A 22742-nucleotide genomic window follows, 5' to 3' on the forward strand; every position below is an offset into this window, starting at 1 on the left:
CTACTTGTTAGGAAACATATTTTGAAAGCGATTAACAAATGTACTTGTCAATTTTAAACAGCCTTGCTATAATCCCCTTGAAAAGGTTTTCTAAAAAGGAAGTATCCAAAATGAAGCCAACAATCAGAGATGTGGCCAGGATGGCCGAAGTATCCATCAGTACCGTATCCAGGGTGATGAATTCCCCCGATTCGGTGGTGGAGAGCAAGCGTAAGCGGGTTATGGATGCAGTGCAGAAGCTGCAATACCAGCCCAACGCTTTTGCACGCGGTCTGATCTACAAGAAATCTTTCACACTGGGCCTGCTAATACCGGATATCGAAAATCTCTATTTTGCAGGAATTATCCGGGGTATGCAGGATGCATGCATTAAGCTGGGTTACAGCCTGATGATCTGCAACACAGACCGTGACAAGGAACGCCTGTTGTCCTACATTGATAACTTCTATGAGAAGCAGGTGGACGGTATTGTGTTCGCCAGTGATGTTCTTTACCCCGAGTATTACGAGAAGCTTGTCGGCTGCCGTATCCCTTTTGTCCTTTTGTCCTCCCACACCTACGACTATGAAATTCCCTCTGTTGAGGTCGATGACGAAACGGCTGCCTATGATGCGGTAAAATTCCTCATTGAGCTTGGGCACAAGGAAGTTGGCATGATCGGCTTCAACCATGATAATTCCATCGCCGGTCCACCACGCTATGAAGGGTTCATCAGGGCTTTAACGGAATATGGTCTTGAGCAGAATATCGGCAAAATCAGATACGCCAATCATCGTTTTGAGCATGCCTATGAGGCTGCACATGAATTGTTCACGGCATATCCGGAGTTAACCGCCGTCTTCTGCGTAGCTGATGAATTTGCGATGGGGACCATCTCTTATCTTAAAGACCGGAATATTCATGTTCCGGGCCAGGTATCCGTTGTTGGCTTTGATAACCTCAGAATGTCTAGTATGTTCATTCCGAAATTGACCACCATAGCACAGCCAATTTATGAGCTTGGGTATCGTGCCGCCGAGAAACTGCATGAGCTGCTGGTGACCGGTTCGGTTGCTATTCTGCGAGAAAGAATGGATCACAGACTGATCGTGAGGGAATCCTCAAGGGAAAAATGAATGGTGACATTCTTTTTTCGTCCATTTTGAAAAGCTTTTCATATAAATAACCAAAACTATACGCATGGCATTCTCTTCTCCTACCCCACCATGAATTACACCCTAATATACTTTAGAATTTTTAATAAATAGTTTCTTACGAGCGCTCTCATCATAAATCAATCTCAAAATGTAAGCGCTATTATATTGATAACTGCGTAATTCGGCTATTTGTGTGCGGTAATAACCATATTTTGAAAACCTTTGCAAGGAGGTGATCCGGGAAAGCTGGTAGCGTTTGGCTACCGGCATGATTGACAGCAGAAAGTTCTCTAAACCACTAAAAGGGGATGTATGCAAAGATGAAAAAGTCTTCAACACGCAAAGTAACTCTGCCTCTCGTACTCTGTTTGTCCTTCGCTATGATGTTAAGCGCATGTGGCGGCAACAGCAATAACGGAGCGGCATCAACAGATCCTCCGGCAAAAACCAACAATCAGGCGGATAACACCCCGGATTCAACAAATTCAGGTACGGACACCGCGGCAGGATCACCGCTGGATTTAGCGATGAAAGGTGAATATAAAGGGACCAAGGTCACCGTGTTTGGACCGTTCGTCGATGCCGACCAGGTGAAATTCGAGAATAGTATCAAAGAGTTTGAAGAGAAGACCGGCATTGATATTCAATATGAGGGCTCCAAAGAATTTGAAGCGACGATCAACATCCGGGTAGACGGTGGTAACGCGCCTGATATTGCTGATTTCCCGCAGCCGGGGCTACTTGCCGCCATCGCCAAAACTGGGAAGGTCATTGATCTAACCAATGTGCTGGACCAGGAAAAGATGAAAACCAACTACAACAAGAGCTGGCTGGATATGTCTATGATGGACGGCAAGGACGGCAAGATTATGGCCGGTATCTGGAATCGCAGTAACGTGAAGAGCCTGGTGTGGTATCCGAAGAAGCAATTTGACGAAGCCGGCTACAAGGTCCCTGAGACATGGGATGAGATGATGTCCCTCACGGAGCAGATCGCCAAGGACGGTGACCCTGCCTGGACCATTGGCATCGAGAGCGGAGCGGCTACCGGCTGGGTGGCTACGGACTGGGTGGAGGATATTATGCTTCGTACCACTTCTCCTGAGAACTATGACAAATGGGTCAAAGGCGAGCTGCCGTTCACTTCCCCTGAAGTGAAGCATGCCGTGGAGGTAATGTCGAAGATCTGGATGAACAAGGACTATGTCTACGGCGGTACGAAGTCGATTGTAACCACGGCGTTTGGCGATGCACCAAAACCGATGTTCGATAATCCGCCCAAAGCCTGGTTCCACCGTCAAGGCAATTTCATCACCAGCTTCTTCCCTGAAACTGCCAAGGTGGATGTCGATTATGACTGGTTCTACCTGCCGTCGATTGATCCTCAATACGGTAAGCCGGTTCTCGTAGCCGGAGACATCTATGCGATGTTCAATGATCGTCCGGAAGTCCGGGCTGTAATCGAATTCTTCACAACAGGTGAATCGGTCAAGAGCTGGGTTCAATCCGGCGGTATGATTGCCCCGATGAATGACGCTTCCCTGGATTGGTACAGCTCCGAGTCCGACAGACGCATGGCGAAGCTTGTTCAGGAGGCATCAACCCTGCGCTTCGACGGCTCCGACCTTATGCCAGGCAAAGTGGGTGCAGGCACCTTCTGGAAAGGTATGACCGATTATGTAAGCGGCACGGCTACACTGGATCAAGCGCTGGAGCAAATCCAGTCGGGATGGAATAACTAGTCGGAACACATAGTCACAGGACTGACTGTATGACAAGAAGAAGAGAGGCAGGACACATCACCGTAAGCTGCCTCTCTTTTTCTTGCTTGCGAAGAGAGTTTTGCTCAGCAGAACTTATAGGAGGAAGCTAAACATGGGTGCACAAGCAAAGCAACGAATCAGTGTATCGGCGGTGTTGTTGTCCCTCGGTGTATTGCTGGCCAATATCGTTGTGAATGGACTGATCTTTCTATTTTTCCGGGATTCAACGCTGAATCCACTGGTGACCGCCGTTCTTGCCGTGCTTTGGGGCGTGCTGGGCGTCTATCTGATTTACTATACATTGACCTGGGCGGTTGAGAGATACCCCGCTCATATTCGCAGGAGGGTGCTCCCTTATGTTTTTGTAGGACCTGCGGTGCTGATACTGGGCTGGCTGCTGGTGCTGCCTGCACTGCGGACGCTTTACCTAAGCTTCTTCAATGCTTCTTCGGAGAAATTCGTTGGCCTTAGCAACTATGCTGCAATCTTCAATGACCGTCTACTGGCGACGGCACTGCGAAACAATCTGCTCTGGGTGTTCGTGGGAACACTGGCCTGTGTAGCGTTGGGATTGCTGATAGCCATTCTGGCCGACCGCAGCAGCTATGAGAAAATCGCCAAAGCGATTATTTTTATGCCCATGGCGATATCTTTTGTGGCTGCAGGTGTCATTTGGAAGTTCGTGTACTATTATCAGCCGGGCGATGAACAAATCGGGTTGTTGAATGCTATTGTGACTTATTTTGGCGGTGAGCCGCAGGCCTGGACGAGTATGATTCAGCCGTGGAACAATTTCTTCCTCATCATCATCCTGGTCTGGATGCAGACGGGGTTTGCTATGGTCATATTTTCTGCAGCGATCAAGGGGGTTCCCGAAGATATTCTGGAGGCGGCGAGAGTGGATGGTGCAGGTGAGATCAAAATTTTCTTCAGCATTATTGTTCCCTTCATCTCAACCACGATCCTGACGGTCACGACCACCATTATCGTCTTTACTTTGAAAATATTTGACGTCGTCATGGTGATGACGGGAGGTCAATACGATACAGAAGTAGTAGCCACGCAGTTCTACAGACAGTTCTTCATGTACCGGAATTTTGGCTACGGCTCGACGCTGGCGATTGTCCTGCTGATAGCAGTCCTGCCGGTGATTTTCATTAATCTGCGTCAGTTCCGCAAGCAGGGGGGATTCTAATGGTAGGTAACAAGAAGAGAAAAGGCAGCAAAACGGCTGTTAACATCGTTCTGGGCATTATATGCTTCATCTGGCTGCTGCCGACGCTGGGCCTCTTCATCTCCTCCTTTCGACCGGCGGCGGATATTTTGCAGACCGGCTGGTGGAAGGTGTTCCCCCATCAGGAATGGACGGCAGGGGAAAGCATCCAACTCTCTAAGGATGTGGACCTGCGCCAGCCGATCGAGGTCAAAGGTAAGACGTATACAGATGACCAGTTAAAAGCGGGAGTAACGGTAGATGGTAACCGCCTAATGTGGGAGAACCGCCGGGCACGCACTCTAAACATCCAGGAGCAAGGCTGGAAGACTACGCCAGATCTGACGCTTGAGAACTACAAGAATGTACTATCCGGCAAGGAATACAAGCTGAAGGAAGCCGATGGCAGTGAAAAGGTGCAAAAAGGCTCTGGTCTGTCGCAGGCGTTCTGGAATACGCTCACGATTGCCGTGCCGGCCACGGTGATTCCGGTGCTGATCGCCTCCTTTGCCGCCTACGCTTTCGCTTGGCTCAGGTTCCCGGGGCGCAAGACGCTGTTCGTCACCATTATTGCGATGCTAGTAATCCCGATTCAGGTGGCGCTTATTCCGGTACTGAAGGATTATACCGCGCTTGGGCTGAATGGGAGCTACCTAGGGATTTGGCTGGCACATACTGCGTTCGGACTGCCGCTGGTGACTTACTTTATGTACAATTTTATTAGCCAGTTGCCTAAAGACCTGTTTGAGTCGGCTTTTATGGACGGGGCCAGTCACTTTACGATTTTCAGCAGACTGATTCTGCCATTGTCCGTTCCGGCTCTGGCTTCAATCGGCATCTTCCAGTTCCTGTGGGTGTGGAATGATTATCTGGTGTCGCTGATCTTTATTGGTAGCCAGCCATCCGTGCAGGTCATGTCCATGAAGATTGCCGACCTTGTCGGCTCGCGCGGTAACGATTGGCATCTGCTTACCTCGGCCGCATTCATCTCTATGCTGATGCCACTGGCGATCTTCTTCCTGCTGCAAAAGTATTTTGTCAGAGGTCTCATGGGTGGATCGATCAAAGGATAATTGCAGTGATAAGATAACGCTATGAGATTAAAAAGGCCCCCGTCCTACTTCCCTGGTGGAAGTGACGGGGGCCTTGTGGGTGTCACAGGAAATCAATATCCGGGAATATTTGTTTCAAGTGATGCACCATATGATTCAGATAGTCCTCAATCAGCCATTGGAAGGTGACGTTGTCCCCGTTAGGCAGCTTACAGGACAAGGATAACTGAGCGGACTTCAGATCCGAGATTACCCGTAATATGGACTGATTCAGGCTAAGCCAGAGACTCAGTACCTCTTCCGCGGAGGTCTGGCTGTAACGCTGTGCAGCTACCCATTGATCTTGCTCATAAGGGAAGAGTAGCAGGGGCTGTGGTTCGTACGAAATCCGGATGAACCTCGATACATTATTGATAGCTGAATCACACAGATGGCCCAGAATCTGCAGGCGAGACCATTTGCCAGGTGCTAGTGGTTCTAGCGCCTCGGCAAGAGTGAGGCTTCGAAAGGCCTGCGGCACTTCTTGCAGCAGCACCTCTATACATGGAACAGCGTTCAAGGTCATCGTTGTTACCTCCTTATTCATACAGCGGCCCCCACCGGAGCGGACCCGCTGTCTATGTAGTGGCGCCTTCCTCCAGCTCCACCGGCAGGATATGCTCGGAGGAGACAGCCTTGCCTTGCATCTGCTCAATAATTAGCTCAACCGCGCGTTTGCTAATCTCTTCAATCGGCTGCCGGATGGTCGAAATCAGCGGGTTTTGCAGCTTGCGCTGAGCTATGCCGTCATAGCCGATGATGCGGACATCCTCCGGAACCCGTCTGCCACTGTCCTGGCAAGCCTTGAGGGCATACGCCGCCAGAATATCGCTGCTGGCAAAAATTCCGTCGATATCCGGGTGTTCCAGGAATAATTGCTCCAGTAGAGCCTCGTATTCCTCCAGTTTAAAGCCATTGACATCTGTGTGCAGCGAGGTATGCCATATTCCGCGCTGCTCCGCAACGTCACGGAAGGCGACATATCTCTGATGGGACAACAAATTAAGGTGTGGATGAACGCCGATGTGGGCTAGCTTCCGGCAGCCTTTGTCGGCCAGAAGGCCTGTTGCCAGTGCGCCCCCTCGGTAGTTATCGGAACAGACGTAGGGGATCTCCGGTGAAATCTGGCGGTCAAAGGTGACCAGCGGCAGGTGAATCTGGCGGTAAGCCTCCACTTCCAGTGTATGGCTCCCCATAATAATGCCATCCACGCGGCTGGAGCGCAGCATGTCGATATATTCGAACTCCTTGAGTTTGTCCAATTGGGAGTTGCAGAGCAGAAGCTTATACCCGTTCCGGTAGGCATACTCTTCAATGTGGCTTGTCAATTCACCGAAAAACGGGTGTGAGACAAAAGGGATAATGAGGCCAATAATGTTGGATTTGGAGCGGCTTAATGAACGGGCCAGTTCATTGGGCCGATAGTTCAGCTCCTCCATGGTATCGTAGACCTTTTTCTTCAGTTCTTCACTGAGATAACCTCTGTTGTTCAGCACTCGGGATACGGTTGTCACTGAAACACCGGCCTTCAGTGCCACATCTTTAATTGTCGGCATTTCATTGATCTCCTGATTCCATTATATATAGGTTAATACTAACTTGGAGGGGCCTTTGTGTCTATAATCGTAAGGCCTTCCTGACTATTCATACAACCATGCTACCCTGCTGTTTGAAAGGGTCCCACCGTATATTTCAGCTTCTACTTCTCAGTACCCGGTTCTGTTTTTACTTCGGTAAGGTCACTGATTAGGAAGTCTCTGAGTCGATCGATGAAAATACCCGTGGCATGACTGATGAATCGATCCGTCCGGTAAATAAGCCTTAATTCACGCTGTGGCGGATGATTAATAATCGGTATAGAGCAGAAGCTGCGATCTTCCAGATGATTGAGCAGACTGGCAGGCTGGATCGTGCCTCCAATCCCTGCTTTGACCAACTGAAGTACAGAGGTGGCCGATCCAGTCTCCATAAGGGGCGTGAGTTGCAGTCCTGCTTCCCGGAAGCAGTCCTCCACGAGTTCCCGTCCAAGCAAGCCTCTGGGATACATCACCAAAGGGAGATTAGGCAGCTCGGATAATTCAATATGTTCGCGGTCAGCATAGGGATGATCTTTGCGAATGACTAACTGGTATTGCTCGATGCCTAAATCCTCTTCGACCAGCATAGGGTCTCGTGGGCCTTTGAGGCTAATTCCGATATCCAGCTTGTTATCCAGCACCTCCTGCCTTATCTGAGTGGTGGCATATACCTGTAGTCGTATATTGGGAAATTCCTGGTGAAATTGCACGAGAAGCGGTGTGAGGCGATAGTCGAGGTCAGAGGGAAGCAGACCCAGCCGGATGGTTCCGCGACTGTCAGAGCGAAGTTCGTTGATGGCATTTTTGGCGTTCTGCTCATCCTGAATCATCCGGGAGGCATAAGCTTTGAGCAGGGCCCCGGCTTCCGTAAGCGCGATTTTTTTACCAATACGGTCGAAAAGTGGCATATTCAATTCACCTTCAAGCACCCGAATCTGCTGACTTAAGGTGGGTTGGCTGATGCCTAGCTGTTCTGCCGCTCTGGTGAAATGTAGTTCATCGCATAGTGCGAGGAAATAGTGCAGATGTCGTGTCTCCATGAACTGCTCCTCACTAATCATAGTTATTATCTATGATAATAATATAAATAATAGTATTGAACAATTCTTGTGTTGGGCCGTATACTCAGGAAGCAGAAATGATACTACTATTAACAGGAGATGATCCACATGCCAATCGTGCTTTTACTGGCCGCGTTGTTTCTGGCCTCTTTAAATATGCGCCCGGTCATTACGTCTGTGGCTCCGCTGCTAAGCAATATCCAGGGTGATCTCGGGATGAGCGGTTTAACCGCTAGTCTGCTCACCACGTTGCCTGTATTATGTATGGGTGTTTTTGCTCCTGTGGCCGTTAAAATCAGCCGTAAAATCGGCATGGAGCGGGCTATTCTGTACTCTATGATCTTAATTGGTGCAGCTACAGCGGCCCGGGCAGTGACGAACTCCTCCGGCATCCTGATTCTGACAGCTTTCTTGTCCGGCATCGGAATTGGGATTGCTGGACCACTCTTGTCAGGCTTTATTAAAGCCCATTTTCCCGGCGGTTCCGCGCTGGTCAGCGTCTATTCGGCCTCGCTGGTGTTCGGGGCTTCACTGGCGGCAGGATTATCTGTCCCTCTGTATACCTTGCTCGGCAACTCCTGGCAAAAATCATTGGCCATATGGGCAATCCTGGCGATCGCCGCCATTCTTGTCTGGTGGAGGGTCGCCTCGAAACCTGTCCCGGTCAATAATAGCGCTGATTTTACGCTGCCGCTTGCCAATAAACGAGCTTGGCTGTTAACCGTGTTCTTCGGCATGATGGCCAGCGTCTTCTATTCGCTGACCGCTTGGCTGGCCCCAATTGTATCATCCATGGGGTATACCAGACATGAAGCAGGGAATCTGCTGACCCTGTTCACCTTAATTCAGATCCCAGTCAGCATTATCATCCCGATTCTGGTGGCTAAATATAAACGGCGCACCTTCTGGCTGGTGCTGTGCAGCTTGTTCGAACTGGTGGGGATCATTACGCTAATCAGTGCAGTATCGCCATTCCTAAGTGCAATCCTGCTTGGGATCGGGGCAGGGGGTTTGTTCCCGCTAGCACTGATGCTGCCGATTATTGAGGCACAGCGGCCTGAGGAAGTCAGTTCCTGGTCGGCGATGAATCAGGGCGGCGGTTATATTCTGGGTGCTGCTGGTCCACTTTTGATCGGCCGAATTTATGATTGGACAGGTGAGTTTCGGCTGGCCCTGATGGGACTTATGGTCGTGATTGTTCTGATGATTGGTGTCCAATTGTGGATTGGCAGAGGATCAAGATCCCCAGTTGAAGCGGTGACGGGGGAGCCGGAGCTGACGCGTCCTTGAATAAATTGAAAACAGCAAGTCCCGAAATGCGGGACTTGCTGTTTTTTAGCTTTATAACGTTTAAGGCAAACGGTAGTAGGCGAATGGTTCACCGTAACGAAAAGCGTTACTGGCTTCCTCTAGCTTTCGGAGCGCCTCCTCATCAAGGACCAGTGTGGTGCTTTTGAGATTCTCCTGCAGTTGATCCACACGGGTAGCGCCTACGATAACGCTGGAGACGGCTGGTTGGTTCATCAGCCAGGCGAGAGACAAGGCGGTAGGCGTCGTGTCCAGTGCTGTCGCCAGCTGGTTTACCGTCTCGCCAAGCTTGATCCGGTCCTCGCTGAGGAAGCGGGAGAAGCTTGGATCGGTATGGACCCGTGAGCCTTGCGGGACATCGCTGACCGTTTTATATTTACCGGTCAGGATTCCCCCGGCAAGCGGGAAGTATGGAATAATGCCAATGCCTTGATCGAGGCAGAGTGGCAAGAGCTCATTTTCCGGTGTCCGGTCAGCCAGCGAATAGCTGCACTGAATGGAGACGTATCTGGTGAAGTGGCGTGCTTCGCTGATGCCAAGTGCCTTCATAAGCTCCCAGGCCGCATAGTTGGAGGCGCCGATATAGCGAACTTTGCCTGAGGAGACCATATCGTCCAGCGTACGCAGGGTCTCTTCCAGCGGAGTACGGGGATCAAAGGTATGAATCTGATACAGATCAACATAATCGGTTTTCAGGCGGCGCAAGCTGCCTTCCAGCTCTTGCATCAGATGATGACGGGAAGAGCCGCTTCCATTCGGGCCTTCGCTGCGAATTAGCCCTGCCTTGGTGGCCAGTACGGCATGGTGACGTCTGTCTTTCAAGGCCAGGCCAATAATCCGCTCCGACTCTGTACCAGCGTAGATGTTGGCCGTATCAATGAAGTTGATACCTCCATCCAGCGCTGCATGGATAATGCCGATGGAAGTATCCTCGTCTGCCCGTTTGCCGAAGGCATTCGTACCCAATCCGAGTGCAGATACCTGCAGTCCACTGTTTCCAAGCCGATGATAGTTCATAGCCATCACTCCGTTTCTTTATTGGTGAATAACTGTAATGCCGTCTCAATGAAGAGCTTAACCGCAATCGATGAACCCTCCAGCGATTGGACAGCGATATGGATATCGCGGTAGGCATCGGGGGACAGCTCTCGCACGACCACGCCCGGAGGCAGTGACATCAGCGCCAGATCGGACATAATGCCAACGGCCAGCCCCTCCTGTATCATGTTCAACGCGGTGGAGAAATTGTTCACCACATACTTGGGGTTCAGTGTGCTGCCACTGCGGCGGAACAGGTCCTCTATGGGTGGCTCATAGCCAGCTCTGCAGATCAACAGCGGTTCTTGCTGGAGATCATTTACCGAGATGATCTTGTGTTTGCCAAGCGGGTTGTCCTCCTGCACCACACCGTATAATTGCTCACGGAAAAGGGGGAAGGTCTCAAATTCACCAATAGGAGGCAGGATTAATCCTACATCAATAAAGCGGGAATCCAGCCAATCCTTAACCTCAGTGACAGAGCCTTCGTACATTTCAATCTCGACACCGGGATATTGTGAGGCGATTGAACGGATAATCTTTGGGAAAAAATAAGCGGCAGCCACAGGAAAAGCTCCAATGCGGATACGGCCTTTCTCCAGGCCCTTCTCCAGAGCGATCTCCTGATTGACCTTGTCAAAGCCGGCTAGAATTTCACGAAAGAGGACAAGGACGCGCTTTCCCACATCGGTAAGCGCCAAACCGCTGCGCCGGTCACGGAGCAGGAGTTTCACATCCAGCTCGTCTTCCAGTGTTGAAATGGCTCGGCTGACAGCAGGCTGGGTCATGTTTAGCTCCAGTCCGGCTTTGGTGAAGCTGCCGCTTTCGGCGATTTTGACAAATAAGGTGATTTGAGTGTTGTTCATATCTTTTTTGATATGCCCCTTATGATTAATATTTATTTCTATTATGAGTGTGATTATTGTATCATTTGACATGAAGCCGATTCAAGGAGATGAAATCAACAACTATGCAGAAGAAAAATATACTGCTGCTTTTATTTCTTGTTATTGTTTGGGGCGTTAACTGGCCCTTGTCTAAGATTGCACTGGCATACGCCCCACCCTTGCTATTCGCAGGGATTCGCACGTTGATTGGCGGCGTGCTGCTCATTCTGCTCGCTCTGCCGAGATGGAAGAGTCTGCGCTTTAAGCAGCTATGGCGGATTTATCTTGTCTCTGCGATTCTCAGCATTGTCTTCTACTATGGCTTTCAGACCATTGGGCTGCAATATGTGCCAGCCGGTCTGTTCTCGTCGATCGTCTTCTTACAGCCAGTTCTGCTAGGGATTTTCTCTTGGATATGGCTCGGGGAGAGCATGTATGGACTCAAAATCGCCGGACTGCTACTAGGGTTTATTGGTGTAGCTTCACTAAGTGTCGGTGGATTTACAGGCAGCATTTCCCTTTGGGGCATCTTCCTCGCCCTTGCCAGCGCGTTAAGCTGGGCATTTGGTACAATCTATATGAAGCTGCGATCTGACCGTGTAGATACGCTATGGTTGACCGCCATGCAGATTACGATTGGTGGACTGATCCTGACGTTCTCGGGGTCTGTGACCGAACGGTGGGGAGATATTGTGTGGAATGGTGCTTTTATCGCTGATACCTTGTTTATTTCAATTTTTGTGATCGCGATGGGCTGGGTCGTATACTTCAAACTGATTAATGAAGGGGAGGCAGGCAAGGTGGGTTCGTTTACCTTCCTGATTCCGTTAATTTCGATTGGCAGCAGTGTCTTCTTCCTTAAAGAACAAATCACGCTTAACCTGGTCATCGGACTGCTGCTGATTGTGTGCAGCATTGTTCTGGTGAATGTGAAATTCAAGCGTTCTACCAAACTTTCAGCTAACTGACCAAGGCTGAATGCCCTACATCGAATAGTAAAAGGAGGTCCCTGCTGACATTGTCGCGAGGGACCTCCTTTTATTTTATTGTCGGCGCTGTAGCGTCTGTGGTGTGATCACAGCGTTCTCCAGTGGTTCGGTAACCTCTTCCGAGTAGCCGCCAACACTGATTGTACCACCGCTCATTTTGTGCAGAACAAGCCTCTTTCCGGCCTTTAAGGTGGACTTGACTTCACTTGTCCCTCCAACCGTCTGTGCTGTGATGGCACCCTTGGCTTCCAGATTGGAGTCTTCACAGACCGCATTTCTGCTTGTGTAGGCGATATCTCCAGCGGACAACAGCTCACTTTTCCGAGTGCCTTCTCCGTAAAGGGTGATGTTGCCGCCAGAATGAATGCTGCTGCTATCGCTGTAGGGAAGATCAATCCGGACTTTAGTCTCCTGCATAACAACAATGCCTCTGTACATATCCTTTAGCAACTTCAGGAAGGATTCCACAAGCGCATCATTCAACAACCCGATAAACTGATCTGGCTGCAAAAAGACCTCCAGCAAGCGTTTCAACTGTTTCGTATCCTGAGGGTAGGTATGCTTGATGTCAGAGAGAACGTTTAGGAGCTCGGGGATCAGAATCGCGAATCGTTTATATTTGGTATCGAGCAGAAGCTGAATGACCTGGCCGTAATTGACAGGCTGCTGGCGGTTGGCTAGCTTTTGGGACAATACCTTGGCTGCCTTCCGTAGCAGAATGCCTTCCTCCATGATCTGTTTGGAGAGATGATAGAGTCGGTTGTTGAATACTCCATGATATCCCGAATACAGCTTGCTCTCCGCCACATCGCCCCGAATCCAAATACTTCCGGTTGCCGCGATGGTCGCATTCTTCACACTTCCGTAAATATAGACATTTCCAATCGCCTCAATAATCATCCGCTCTTCCACATCGCCGTGAACAGCAACGTCCCCCGCGAATACGATATGCCCAGTCTCAGAATTGACATTCCCCAGAACCCTGTGCGCTGCAGCAATATCAAAGATGGAGCCCTTCACTCCTGTCAGGCGGGGTCTGCCGGTACGAAGCGCCATGACCTTCACTCCGGACACAAGCTGTGTATGTTCCTTGGCGGTAAGCCGGATATCTTCAGGTGGTGTAGCAGGAAGCAGATGTCCATACACATCATATCCAGGCACTCCTTCGATGGATGGATGCTTTATCGCTATGATGTCACCTTCCTGAACTTCGGGAATGTCCGGATATTTCTGCCCTTCCTGTCCGCTCACGTTTCTATGGAAGATTTCTGCTGTTAGGGCTTCCTCGGAGAACGGAATTTCGATTCGTGCACCGATCGAAGGTTTGGGCGCCGTGCCTTCCGCAACACGAACAGGCCGTCCGGTGGGGCGGTTCAATTCCTCGTAGATCGCGGGAATATTGAGATTCTGTGAGATGGATTTTTTATCAAAATCGGCAAGGACCTGTTCGATGCGCAGTGTAGATAGCAGGGCTTTCTTGTCCTGCTCCGCACTGACCGCGATGTTATTCGTGGCTGCACAGTTCTTCAGGCGCCAAGCGTACTGTTCTACTCGTCGCACGGTAAGGAAGGCAGATAGCTTGTCTTCGGAGACTATGATCTCGTACGGAGCTGGCTCTTCAATCTCCCATTCCAGGCGGTCGGATGACAATACTTCTGTAGGGGTAGTAATGATCTGCCGGTTCTTCCTAAGGACTAGGGGAGGAACGGGAGAGACGACAGCGGGTTTGCCGCCAGATAAGGGTGAGGTGATGAAAAATTGATTATTTTGAATAATGATGATGCCATCCTTATTGTTGGCGTCGTCTAGTGGTAGAGATTCTGTAACACTATTCAAGATTTGTTCGGAGGGATCTATTGGCAAAGGCCGGGCAAGTTCTTTTACTTCATTTGGATTAGGGCGGTGCGGCATTCGGTTACCTCGCTTCTTTGTATAATCAAAGGCATCTGTACATAGAGAGCACCGTTATTTCGGTGCGATCATCCACTAGGGATATCCGCCATGTAGGCGTCTAATTGGCAGCCTGGCAACCATAAATGCACTTGTGCATTCTTAGGCCCATTGCTTTGCGTCCTACCCTTTCGAATAGTTTGCCTTTAAAAATGGATCAATGATGTATACTCAGCATCAGGCACTTTAATCGACTAAAATCGACAAAAAAAGAAGGCGCCGGTACGTCGTATATATAAAATGTCGGCATTAAATCCTTTTAATTTTAGTGCTAAAGTAACGAATTGACAATAGGGAATAAATAAATTCACCCAGACCATTCACATGTAAAAGAGAGGCGTCTAAGGCGGATGGCCCGGGACGTCTCTCACAGGATCACATAATCCGTAGAAAGTACCTATATATTCCACATTTCCTTAATTATAACGTGTAAGATGGTTTTAGTAAAATGAAAGGACTCTCCACGTTATAACTTGTGGGAGAGTCCTTTTTTCATGTAACGAATACCTTGGGCGATGTCTCGCTTAGCTTCGTGCGGTACCGCCGAACAGGTGGCATATTCCGCCCGTTCCACCTCATCCAGCACCCGGTTCAGGTGCGAGAAGACTGCACCAAGATCGCGCATAGCGGTCAGAGGGCAATGACTCTGAAGCTTGGAGAAGCAAGAGAGTTGCAATTCCCGTGCATGGCGTAGGGCGTCTGGGAGGGAACGGGGGCACTCGGTATCGGACAGGGTCTTCGTTCCGTACAGTGCGATGCAATCGGCAGTGGCTTCCAGCGAACCAGTCATCCCTTCTGCAGCTGCATAATGCGGTGGCAGCAGGGCGATCTCATCGGCAATTTCCTTCACATAGGCATGAACGGTTTTAAGATGAGAAGTAGCAGTGCTAAGCCTGTTCAATTCATTTCGGCATTGGTAATGCGATAGCGTGTAGTGAATCTCTTTCTGCTTTTTGCCGCTTCGCTTCAGCAGTTCACCGGCTTGTTTCGATACTGTATTGCCCTTTACCGAACTTTTTTCGCCAGCGGCAAGACCTCTCAGTGCTTCTGCTAGCAGTTGGCTTCCTTCAAGTGCCAAGGCTTTTACCTTGACGAACCCCTTCGGCGGAACGATAATCATATTGATAAGAATGGCAATCAGCACTCCGATGAAGGTCTCGGTTATTCTAGAGAGTACATAATCGTTTTGATAGAAGGAAAGGGCCATAACAGAGGTGACGCCTACTTGGGTCACGGCCTGAATATTCACGCGGCAGGCGGTGGCGATGCCAATGCCGATGAGCAGCATAAGCAGGATGGAGAGCCCGCTTATGTTAAAGAACTTGCCGACAATCAGAGCGACGATCCCGCCAAGAATGATGCCGAGGAGGCGGTAGATTCCTTTTTCTACAGAGCCCTTAACCGTACCTTGGGTAATCAGAATGGCAGCTAGCGGAGCAAAGTACAGATAGTGACTACTATAAAGACTGTGCACCACTACCCAGGAGAGCGAAGCGGCCAGCGTAATTCGTATCATATATAGGGAAAAACCAAATTTCTCAAGGCGGTCAAATAACCCCTCGTTCATGTGCTTCATCTTCTTTCGCAAAAATAAGAAAACATCAATTTATCTTTCATCCGTTTTCATTATATCACCTCATTTTTGATGAAAATCCTCATAAGTTTTACGAACTTGTTAAGTTTCTGGGGGACGTTAACAATCTAAGTTATCGCATAAGATGAAGCTATCTATTATGCTATACCTATATGAGGTGTCGAACGAGGGGAGGAATTGTCGCTTATCCGCACTGGGCATGCCGATATCGATTGTTCCCCGCAGAAAGCGGGTAAAATAGGATTGTATTACTAAAGGCAGGGAGGTTGTTAGCTATAGCTACCCAGGAAGGTACTATTATTTCTTTTGACAAGGTAACGAAGCAATACGACGATGAAGAGGCCGTCCTCAAAGAGGTCAGTTTTGAGATTGAGCGGGGCAAATTCTATACATTACTGGGCCCGTCCGGTTGCGGTAAAACGACGATTCTCCGGCTGATTGCCGGATTCGCTGAGCCGACAGGCGGCTCGATTATTTTGAACGGAAAAGTGATTAACCGCATTCCCGCCAACGAGCGGCAGGTCAATACAGTATTTCAGGACTACGCTTTGTTTCCACACCTGAACGTATTTGAGAATGTGGCTTTCGGACTCCGCATCAAGAAGCTTAAAAAGGATGTCATCACGCAAAAGGTGCAGGAGGCGCTGCGCTTCGTGAACCTAGCAGGCTACGACCAGCGGGCTATTACAGAAATGTCCGGTGGTCAGCGGCAGCGTGTAGCCATCGCCCGGGCCATCGTCAACGAGCCGCAGGTCTTGCTGCTGGACGAGCCTTTGTCGGCGCTGGATTTGAAGCTGCGGACAGAGATGCAGTATATTTTGCGGGAGATGCAGCAGCGGTTGGGGATTACTTTTATCTTCGTCACGCACGATCAGGAAGAAGCACTGGCGATGTCTGACTGGATCTTTGTCATGAACAAGGGCAAAATCGAGCAGAGCGGCACACCTCACGATATTTATGATGAGCCGATCAACCGTTTCGTAGCGGACTTTATTGGCGAATCGAACATTGTACCGGGTGTTATGATCGAAGACAATCTGGTGGAATTCAACGGCCGCCGCTTCGAATGCTTCGATGCTGGTCTAAGGCCTAATGAAGCGGTGGAGATTGTGATTCGTCCCGAGGATTTGGAAATCTCGGCTGTGGAGCAAGGCAAGCTGCGTGTACGCGTCGATTCCCAGCTGTTCCGGGGTGTGCATTATGAGATCAGTTGTTATGACGAGTCCGGGCATGAATGGCTGGTCCATTCCACACGTCAAGCTACTGTGGGCAGTGAAATTGGCCTGTACTTCGATCCTGAAGCGATTCATGTTATGCGGTTCGGGGAAACGGAGGAAGAGTTCGACAGACGTCTGGAAGCTTACGGCGAGGTGGAGAGTCATGAACAATAAGGGCCGGTCGTTTTATCTCATCCCTTATTATTTGTGGATTGCCTTGTTCGTTATTGCTCCAGTATTTCTGGTCATTTACTATTCCCTGTTTGATCTGGACGGGCATTTGACGCTGGACAATTACGTGAATTTCTTTACGCCTGTATATTTGAAAATGACGCTGACCTCCTTCTGGTACGCGTTTCTGATCACAATATTCTCGCTTCTGGTCGCCTATCCGGCGGCTTATCTGCTGACGAGAACGAAGCATAAGCAGCTTTGGCTGCTGCTGATTATTTTGCCGACCTGGATTAATCTTCTGCTGAAAACTTATGCATTCATCGGGATTTTCGGCACCTTTGGACCGATCAATAACCTGTTCGATGTGCTTGGGATTGGTGAGCAGCAGATTTTGTTCACAGGCTTCAGCTTTGTGTTCGTGTCGGTCTACATCTTTATTCCGTTCATGATTCTGCCGATCTTCAGTGCGCTGGAGGAGCTGAATCTGTCCCTGCTCGATGCTGCGCGTGATCTGGGGGCGTCCGGTTGGACAACTTTCCGGCGGGTGGTCTTTCCACTGACGATTTCAGGTGTGCGTTCCGGCTGTATGGCGGTATTCATTCCGGCACTATCTCTGTTTATGATTACAAGGCTCATCGCCGGTAGCCGGGTCATTACGCTCGGAACTGCGATTGAGCAGCACTTTTTGGTTACACAGGATTGGGGCATGGGCTCCACAGTAGCCGTATTTCTGATTGCGATTATGGCGTTGTTCATGATTCTGTGGGGCGGCGCACGGAAAGGGGTGCAGAGATGAGGAAAAGAAACGGATTCTCCAATCTGTATCTCATTTTAGTGTTTGCTGTACTGTACGCACCGATTGTGTATCTGATGTACTACTCGTTCAACAGCGGGGGTACGATGCACAAGTTCGAAGGCTTTACCCTGGAATATTACCGCGAGGTGATTCAGGATAGCCGGCTGATCATTATTGTGATCAATACGCTGGTCATTGCGCTGCTGTCTTCGGCGATTGCTACGGTGATCGCGACCATTGGTGCGCTGGCGATCCATCGCGTCCGCAGCCGCCGGGCGAAGAACACCTTATTGTCGCTGAACAATGTGCTCATCGTCAGTCCAGACGTCATCATCGGGGCTTCATTCCTGATTCTGTTCACGATTGTAGGGATCAAGCTGGGCTTCATGTCTGTGTTGCTCTCGCATGTGGCCTTCAGTATCCCGATCGCGGTGCTGATGATTCTGCCGCATCTGCAAGAAATGAGTCCTACACTGACCGATGCGGCCCGTGATCTGGGTGCCAGCCGCCGGGATGTGTTGACGAAGGTTATTCTGCCAATCATCAAGCCGGGGATTTTCAGCGGATTCTTCATGGCGCTAACATACTCGCTTGATGACTTTGCGGTTACCTTCTTCGTGACCGGTAACGGATACTCCACCTTGTCGGTCGAGATTTATTCCAGAGCGAGACAGGGCGTATCACTGTCCATTAATGCGCTCTCGACCCTGATTTTCCTCTTCACCATCGTGCTAGTGGTCGGTTATTACTTCCTGACAACTCGCAAGAACCGCTCAGCGGCTCCGGTTGCAGAATCGGTAGCAGAAGCGGGGGTGCCTAGATGAAACAGCTGGCTAATGCTTTTCTGGCGATTGTCATCGTCGCTTTTGGCCTGATGTATCTAGGGTCATGGATGAACTCCAACCAGGGCTACACGGGAAAAAACACGCTGACCATCTACAACTGGGGCGATTATGTTGATCCCGCCATGCTGAAGGAGTTCGAGAAAGAGACCGGAATTACGGTTATTTACCAGACCTTTGATTCCAACGAAGCGATGCTTACCAAGGTTGAGCAGGGCGGAACGACCTTTGATGTCGTGATTCCTTCGGATTATGCTATCTCTAAGATGAAGGAAGAGAACCTGCTGATTCCCTTGGATCACAGTAAAATTCCGAATCTCGCCAACATTGACCCACGGTTCATGAACCTGCCGTTTGATCCGGATAATCTTTATTCGGTTCCCTATTTCTGGGGAACGGTCGGGATCATCTTCAATCCGGAGATGACGAAGGGAATAGACTTCAGCAGCTGGGATTCCCTATGGGACAGCCGTCTGAAGAATAACATTTTCCTCGTGGATGGGGCACGTGAGGTCATGGGCATGGCGCTGAACAGCCTGCATTATTCCGTCAACGATACCAATGAGGACCATTTGCAGCAGGCGCTGACGAAGCTGAACAAGCTATCGCCTAACGTAAAGGCGATTGTGGGCGACGAGATCAAGATGCTGCTGGCAAATGAGGAAGCTGCGGTAGGCATCGTCTGGTCCGGCGACGCTTCGGAGATTATGGGCGACAACGACAAGTTGGACTTCGTTGTACCGAAGGAAGGGTCGAACAAATGGTTCGACAACATGGTCATTCCGCGTACAGCGGGCAATGTGGAAGGTGCGCACAAGTTCATCAACTTCATGCTGCGTCCTGATGTAGCAGCGAAAAATACTGAATACGTGGGCTACTCCACACCGAACGCTCAGGCTCTAAAGCTTCTGCCGCCGGATATTTCGGAGGACACCCGCTTCTACCCGTCGTCCGATATTACAGACCACCTGGAGGTCTACGACAACCTTGGCAAGCGCATGCTTGCCCACTATAACGAGCTATTCCTGATGTTCAAGATGAACAAGAAATAATCAGCTGCTTATACGGGGATAGTGAACAAGAAATAATCGGCCGACCTATAAGGGGATGGTGAACAAGAAATAAATGGCCGTCCTCTTACGAGAGGCTGATGGACAAAGAGAAGCGCCTAACTGCGAGTGCCGCGGTTGGGCGTTTTTTTGAATTGGGGAGCGGTGGTAAAAGGTTTGGGTGTAGATATAGATATAGATATAGATATAGATATAGATATAGGTATAGGTTTAAGTTTAAGTTTAAATATAGCTAGCAACCCGCTATTTTTAGTTTCATTAGCCGGAGGTTAAGGATGGCTCCGGCTGTTAGCCACTGGGTAGGGGGAAGGTGAAGGGGGAGTGAAGTGGGAAATGGAGGAGTCGTGGGGCAGAGGAGTGGAACGGTGAGCGAAAGAGGGGAGTGGGATGAGGAGTGAAGCGGAGAGGAAAGGAAAGGAAAGGAGAGGAAAGGAGAGGAAAGGAAAGGAAAGGAGAGGAAAGGAGAGGAAAATGAAGGATTAGTGGGTGGGATGGGGGTGGGCGAATTGAATAACGGGAATTTCTCCAGTTAATGTCATCGATAAGCCTGAAACCATCGGAATAACTGGAATAACTCCCGTTATTTCAACGGGAAATTCTTAAGAAAGAGTTATTTGGCTGAATTAACAGGAGTTTTTCCGGTTATTATCATGCGGACACGTATAAAGATTAGAATAACGGGAGTTTTTCCTGTTATTTGTAAGCTAGCGAATTCACTACCCACCTGTATTGAAATTTAGAACGTCCAGAATGGGTGGTTGTCGGTAGCAACTCATAAACAACTAAGTAATTACTAATTAATAACTAATTAATAAATAATCAATAATCAATAATCAATAATCTACTAACTCAAGTAATCGATCATTCCACGGGCTAACTCGTAACGCATTACCCGTTGTTGATCAGCTCCCCGAACGGGGAGCAAATAACCTTTATTACACAAAGTACGTAGGTGTCTGACAGCCGTTTTGTGATCTACTTTCAAATGAATCTCTATATCCTTTGGGCGCAGTCCGCGAGGCATTCCTAGAGCCAGTCGAAAGATTTCTTTTTCTACAAGCATTATGCGGGAAACGGGTGCCGGAGATGACTGGTATCTGCTCAGCACCATACGTAGCAGAGTGATGCACAGGTCGGGACGTTGCTCCACATCGTCATAAGCAAATGAAATCACCTGGTAACCCATGGCGCAAAGAAAGGTTTCTCGATTCAACTCGTTACAATACTTCTGGCGGTCCATGTCGCGGACATGGGGTACGAAACCTTTGATTTCAATTAATAGTTTGAGATTGCCCGGCAACCACACAAAATCAGCGAAATAAGACCTCCCCCGCCAATCAGCGACTTCATACTCCGGATGCAAGTCATTTAAGTCGCCACGTACCGGCCACCAGACATTGCGCAGGAACAGGGATTCGGCGTGACGATGGCCTCTTTCCAGTCTGGAGAGCCGTTCTCCGGTTCTACTTGCAAGATGTTTTGCCATGAATAATGCTTGCGCTTCTTCAAATCCCACCACTTTCACCCTTTCATAAACATAAAAAACGCCCCGAAGCCCCTTGGGTGAGGGGATCGGGACGTTCTTCGTCTCTTACTGGTCAGTATAGGGTAAATTCGGGTCTTTGACCAGTCTAGTTAATGCATTTTTGGCGGTTCAAAACCATAATCAGCGATTGGTGATTGGTGATTGGTGATTGGTGATTGGTGATTGGTGATTGGTGATTGGTGATTGGTGATTGGTGATTGGTGATTGGTGATTGGTGATTGATATCTTGTGAATAGAGGCGCTACGGGCTCGGAGGATCTTACGATCGCTGGTTAAGCCCGATTTACTATCTGAACAATGAGTATAGATTGATATCCCTGCTTTTCAGCCTTCAGAGCGAACACGGCAACAGGTTTTATTTAACCCCGAGTCGCATCCGGTAGCTGATCAGCACATCCAGGGTTTTTCCTTGAAAATGCTGCTCTACCGCGGCCTGGAATTGGGCGATATTGTCGTCAAGATCCTTAGAGCCAAACTTCCACACGGTTTGGATGGCTCCCTGGCTAAGGGCTAGGCCGACATATCGTGCTGCGTCACAGGTCTCCGTATTGTGAAAGACGATTTCACGGGCGAAGGAGAACAATCTGCTGTTCTTGATGTTGTCCAGGTGACTCTCCTTATCCCACTTGTGGGCTCTTTCTGATGCTGGCACCAGCGTATCCAATAACTCATTGGCCTTGTCGATCAAATCGTTATAGAGAATCTCGACATTGGCTTGCAGAGCCAGTGGCCAATCGCAGTCATAAGCAGCGAAGACGCCTCCGTCCCGCAGGACACGGGAGACTTCCTGAAGTGTACTTACAGGCTCCATCCAGTGAAAAGACTGCGAACACGTAACGATGTCTACACTGCCTGTAGTGAAGGGCAACAGGTTGGAATAACCTTGGGCAAAAGAGATTGTTGTAGCACCTGGCATCTCGGCACGCTTCTCCTGCGCCTTGCTCAGCATGTCGGGATTGGGTTCAACTCCAACCACGCTATCGGCGGCGTGGTTCCAGATGAAGGTGGACAATCCGGTGCCGCAACCAATATCTGCGACAAGGGCGGGCCGGTGTCCGAGGTAAGTGGTGAGCAGTTCAGACACCATTTGTGGGGCCTCAGGTCGGTAACGATCATAGTCCTCCTGAAAGCCAAGAAAACGGTCGATATTCGGTTTGCTGTTTCCGGCAGGAATCATACGGTTCTCCTCCTTGGGGTTGAATGGGCTCATCCATTCTTGATTCTATAGTTACTATATACCCTTTTGATTCAACGTGGCTCTAGAATAGCAGTTTCATTTCGCCAAGTCACATTATCAGATGGCTTAAATATAAAGAATCCCTGGCGCCAAAAGGCATGACCAGGGATGGTATGGTTTGTAGAGGGAAGTCCCGTTGGTTCCAAGTGTTACAGGAGCAGTTCCGTGACTATAGGGAGGGAGGCTCCGTAGGTCTCGGTATTAGGGAGCAACTCAGGGAACTATATGGTTATAGAGAGTTTACCATAGGTTT

At 49.5% G+C, this 22742-nt stretch carries 20 protein-coding genes and 1 riboswitch; of the genes, 11 read left to right on the forward strand and 9 right to left on the reverse strand.

The features are described 5' to 3' along the window. The first annotated feature begins 110 nt into the window (after positions 1-110). From ACFVRY_RS22965 to ACFVRY_RS22980, 4 genes are all read left to right on the forward strand, one after another. A complete protein-coding gene (locus tag ACFVRY_RS22965; RefSeq protein WP_387502621.1) occupies positions 111-1115 on the forward strand; it encodes a LacI family DNA-binding transcriptional regulator in 1005 nt (334 codons plus the stop codon). 341 nt (positions 1116-1456) lie between these two features. After that, a complete protein-coding gene (locus tag ACFVRY_RS22970; RefSeq protein ID WP_387502622.1) occupies positions 1457-2878 on the forward strand; it encodes an ABC transporter substrate-binding protein in 1422 nt (473 codons plus the stop codon). A gap of 133 nt (positions 2879-3011) precedes the next feature. Further along, positions 3012-4094: a carbohydrate ABC transporter permease gene (locus tag ACFVRY_RS22975; protein WP_387502623.1), complete on the forward strand. Its 1083-nt coding sequence runs from the start codon at positions 3012-3014 to the stop codon at positions 4092-4094. Continuing rightward, complete coding sequence (locus ACFVRY_RS22980; protein WP_066378348.1) at positions 4094-5185, forward strand: carbohydrate ABC transporter permease; 1092 nt, start codon at positions 4094-4096, stop codon at positions 5183-5185. Before ACFVRY_RS22975 ends, ACFVRY_RS22980 begins: the two co-directional genes overlap by 1 nt. Positions 5186-5267: 82 nt before the next feature. On the opposite strand, the gene ACFVRY_RS22985 is transcribed toward ACFVRY_RS22980, so the two are convergent. From ACFVRY_RS22985 to ACFVRY_RS22995, 3 genes are all read right to left on the reverse strand, one after another. Next, positions 5268-5750, reverse strand: a complete 483-nt coding sequence (locus tag ACFVRY_RS22985) for a DinB family protein (RefSeq protein ID WP_387502624.1) — start codon at positions 5748-5750, stop codon at positions 5268-5270. Positions 5751-5781: 31 nt separating this feature from the next. Beyond that, positions 5782-6759, reverse strand: coding sequence for a LacI family DNA-binding transcriptional regulator (locus ACFVRY_RS22990; RefSeq protein ID WP_387502625.1), 978 nt, complete (start codon positions 6757-6759; stop codon positions 5782-5784). A 143-nt stretch (positions 6760-6902) separates the two neighbouring features. Further along, positions 6903-7820, reverse strand: coding sequence for a LysR substrate-binding domain-containing protein (locus ACFVRY_RS22995; RefSeq protein WP_387502626.1), 918 nt, complete (start codon positions 7818-7820; stop codon positions 6903-6905). 129 nt (positions 7821-7949) lie between these two features. Between ACFVRY_RS22995 and ACFVRY_RS23000 the strand changes: the two genes are divergently transcribed. Then, positions 7950-9131: an MFS transporter gene (locus ACFVRY_RS23000; RefSeq protein ID WP_387502627.1), complete on the forward strand. Its 1182-nt coding sequence runs from the start codon at positions 7950-7952 to the stop codon at positions 9129-9131. A gap of 60 nt (positions 9132-9191) precedes the next feature. On the opposite strand, the gene ACFVRY_RS23005 is transcribed toward ACFVRY_RS23000, so the two are convergent. Beyond that, the gene (locus ACFVRY_RS23005; RefSeq protein WP_387502628.1) at positions 9192-10166 is read right to left on the reverse strand and encodes an aldo/keto reductase; all 975 of its coding nucleotides are present in this window, start codon (positions 10164-10166) and stop codon (positions 9192-9194) included. A gap of 5 nt (positions 10167-10171) precedes the next feature. Further along, positions 10172-11053: a LysR family transcriptional regulator gene (locus tag ACFVRY_RS23010; RefSeq protein WP_387502630.1), complete on the reverse strand. Its 882-nt coding sequence runs from the start codon at positions 11051-11053 to the stop codon at positions 10172-10174. A 104-nt stretch (positions 11054-11157) separates the two neighbouring features. Here ACFVRY_RS23010 and ACFVRY_RS23015 point away from each other — a divergent pair, with 104 nt between their 5' ends. Continuing rightward, a complete protein-coding gene (locus tag ACFVRY_RS23015; RefSeq protein WP_387502631.1) occupies positions 11158-12042 on the forward strand; it encodes a DMT family transporter in 885 nt (294 codons plus the stop codon). A 75-nt stretch (positions 12043-12117) separates the two neighbouring features. Here ACFVRY_RS23015 and ACFVRY_RS23020 read toward each other — a convergent pair whose 3' ends face one another. Both ACFVRY_RS23020 and ACFVRY_RS23025 read right to left on the reverse strand, forming a co-directional pair. After that, positions 12118-13974 carry a FapA family protein gene (locus ACFVRY_RS23020; RefSeq protein ID WP_387502632.1) on the reverse strand — a complete coding sequence of 619 codons (1857 nt, stop codon included), beginning with the start codon at positions 13972-13974 and terminating at the stop codon, positions 12118-12120. A 103-nt stretch (positions 13975-14077) separates the two neighbouring features. After that, a riboswitch (cyclic di-GMP riboswitch) is annotated at positions 14078-14168 on the reverse strand. Positions 14169-14479: 311 nt separating this feature from the next. After that, on the reverse strand, positions 14480-15580 hold the full coding sequence (locus ACFVRY_RS23025; protein ID WP_387502633.1) for an FUSC family protein: 1101 nt from the start codon (positions 15578-15580) through the stop codon (positions 14480-14482). Between the two features lie 293 nt (positions 15581-15873). Between ACFVRY_RS23025 and ACFVRY_RS23030 the strand changes: the two genes are divergently transcribed. The 5 genes from ACFVRY_RS23030 (at position 15874) to ACFVRY_RS23050 (ending at position 19979) form a co-directional block, all read left to right on the forward strand. Continuing rightward, the gene (locus ACFVRY_RS23030; RefSeq protein ID WP_387502634.1) at positions 15874-16998 is read left to right on the forward strand and encodes an ABC transporter ATP-binding protein; all 1125 of its coding nucleotides are present in this window, start codon (positions 15874-15876) and stop codon (positions 16996-16998) included. Then, complete coding sequence (locus ACFVRY_RS23035; RefSeq protein WP_066378370.1) at positions 16988-17794, forward strand: ABC transporter permease; 807 nt, start codon at positions 16988-16990, stop codon at positions 17792-17794. Before ACFVRY_RS23030 ends, ACFVRY_RS23035 begins: the two co-directional genes overlap by 11 nt. After that, on the forward strand, positions 17791-18618 hold the full coding sequence (locus ACFVRY_RS23040) for an ABC transporter permease (protein ID WP_387502635.1): 828 nt from the start codon (positions 17791-17793) through the stop codon (positions 18616-18618). Before ACFVRY_RS23035 ends, ACFVRY_RS23040 begins: the two co-directional genes overlap by 4 nt. Beyond that, a complete protein-coding gene (locus ACFVRY_RS23045; RefSeq protein ID WP_387502636.1) occupies positions 18615-19688 on the forward strand; it encodes an ABC transporter substrate-binding protein in 1074 nt (357 codons plus the stop codon). Before ACFVRY_RS23040 ends, ACFVRY_RS23045 begins: the two co-directional genes overlap by 4 nt. A 135-nt stretch (positions 19689-19823) precedes the next feature. Further along, positions 19824-19979 carry a hypothetical protein gene (locus ACFVRY_RS23050; RefSeq protein WP_387502637.1) on the forward strand — a complete coding sequence of 52 codons (156 nt, stop codon included), beginning with the start codon at positions 19824-19826 and terminating at the stop codon, positions 19977-19979. A gap of 571 nt (positions 19980-20550) precedes the next feature. Here ACFVRY_RS23050 and ACFVRY_RS23055 read toward each other — a convergent pair. Together ACFVRY_RS23055 and ACFVRY_RS23060 are read right to left on the reverse strand one after the other, a co-directional pair. After that, positions 20551-21222, reverse strand: coding sequence for a DUF559 domain-containing protein (locus ACFVRY_RS23055; protein ID WP_387502638.1), 672 nt, complete (start codon positions 21220-21222; stop codon positions 20551-20553). Between the two features lie 385 nt (positions 21223-21607). Further along, complete coding sequence (locus ACFVRY_RS23060) at positions 21608-22429, reverse strand: class I SAM-dependent methyltransferase (protein ID WP_387502639.1); 822 nt, start codon at positions 22427-22429, stop codon at positions 21608-21610. Between the last annotated feature and the right edge of the window lie 313 nt (positions 22430-22742).

Origin of the sequence: Paenibacillus sp. NPDC057934, assembly GCF_042887565.1 — a bacterium.
GTDB lineage: Bacteria > Bacillota > Bacilli > Paenibacillales > Paenibacillaceae > Paenibacillus_AQ.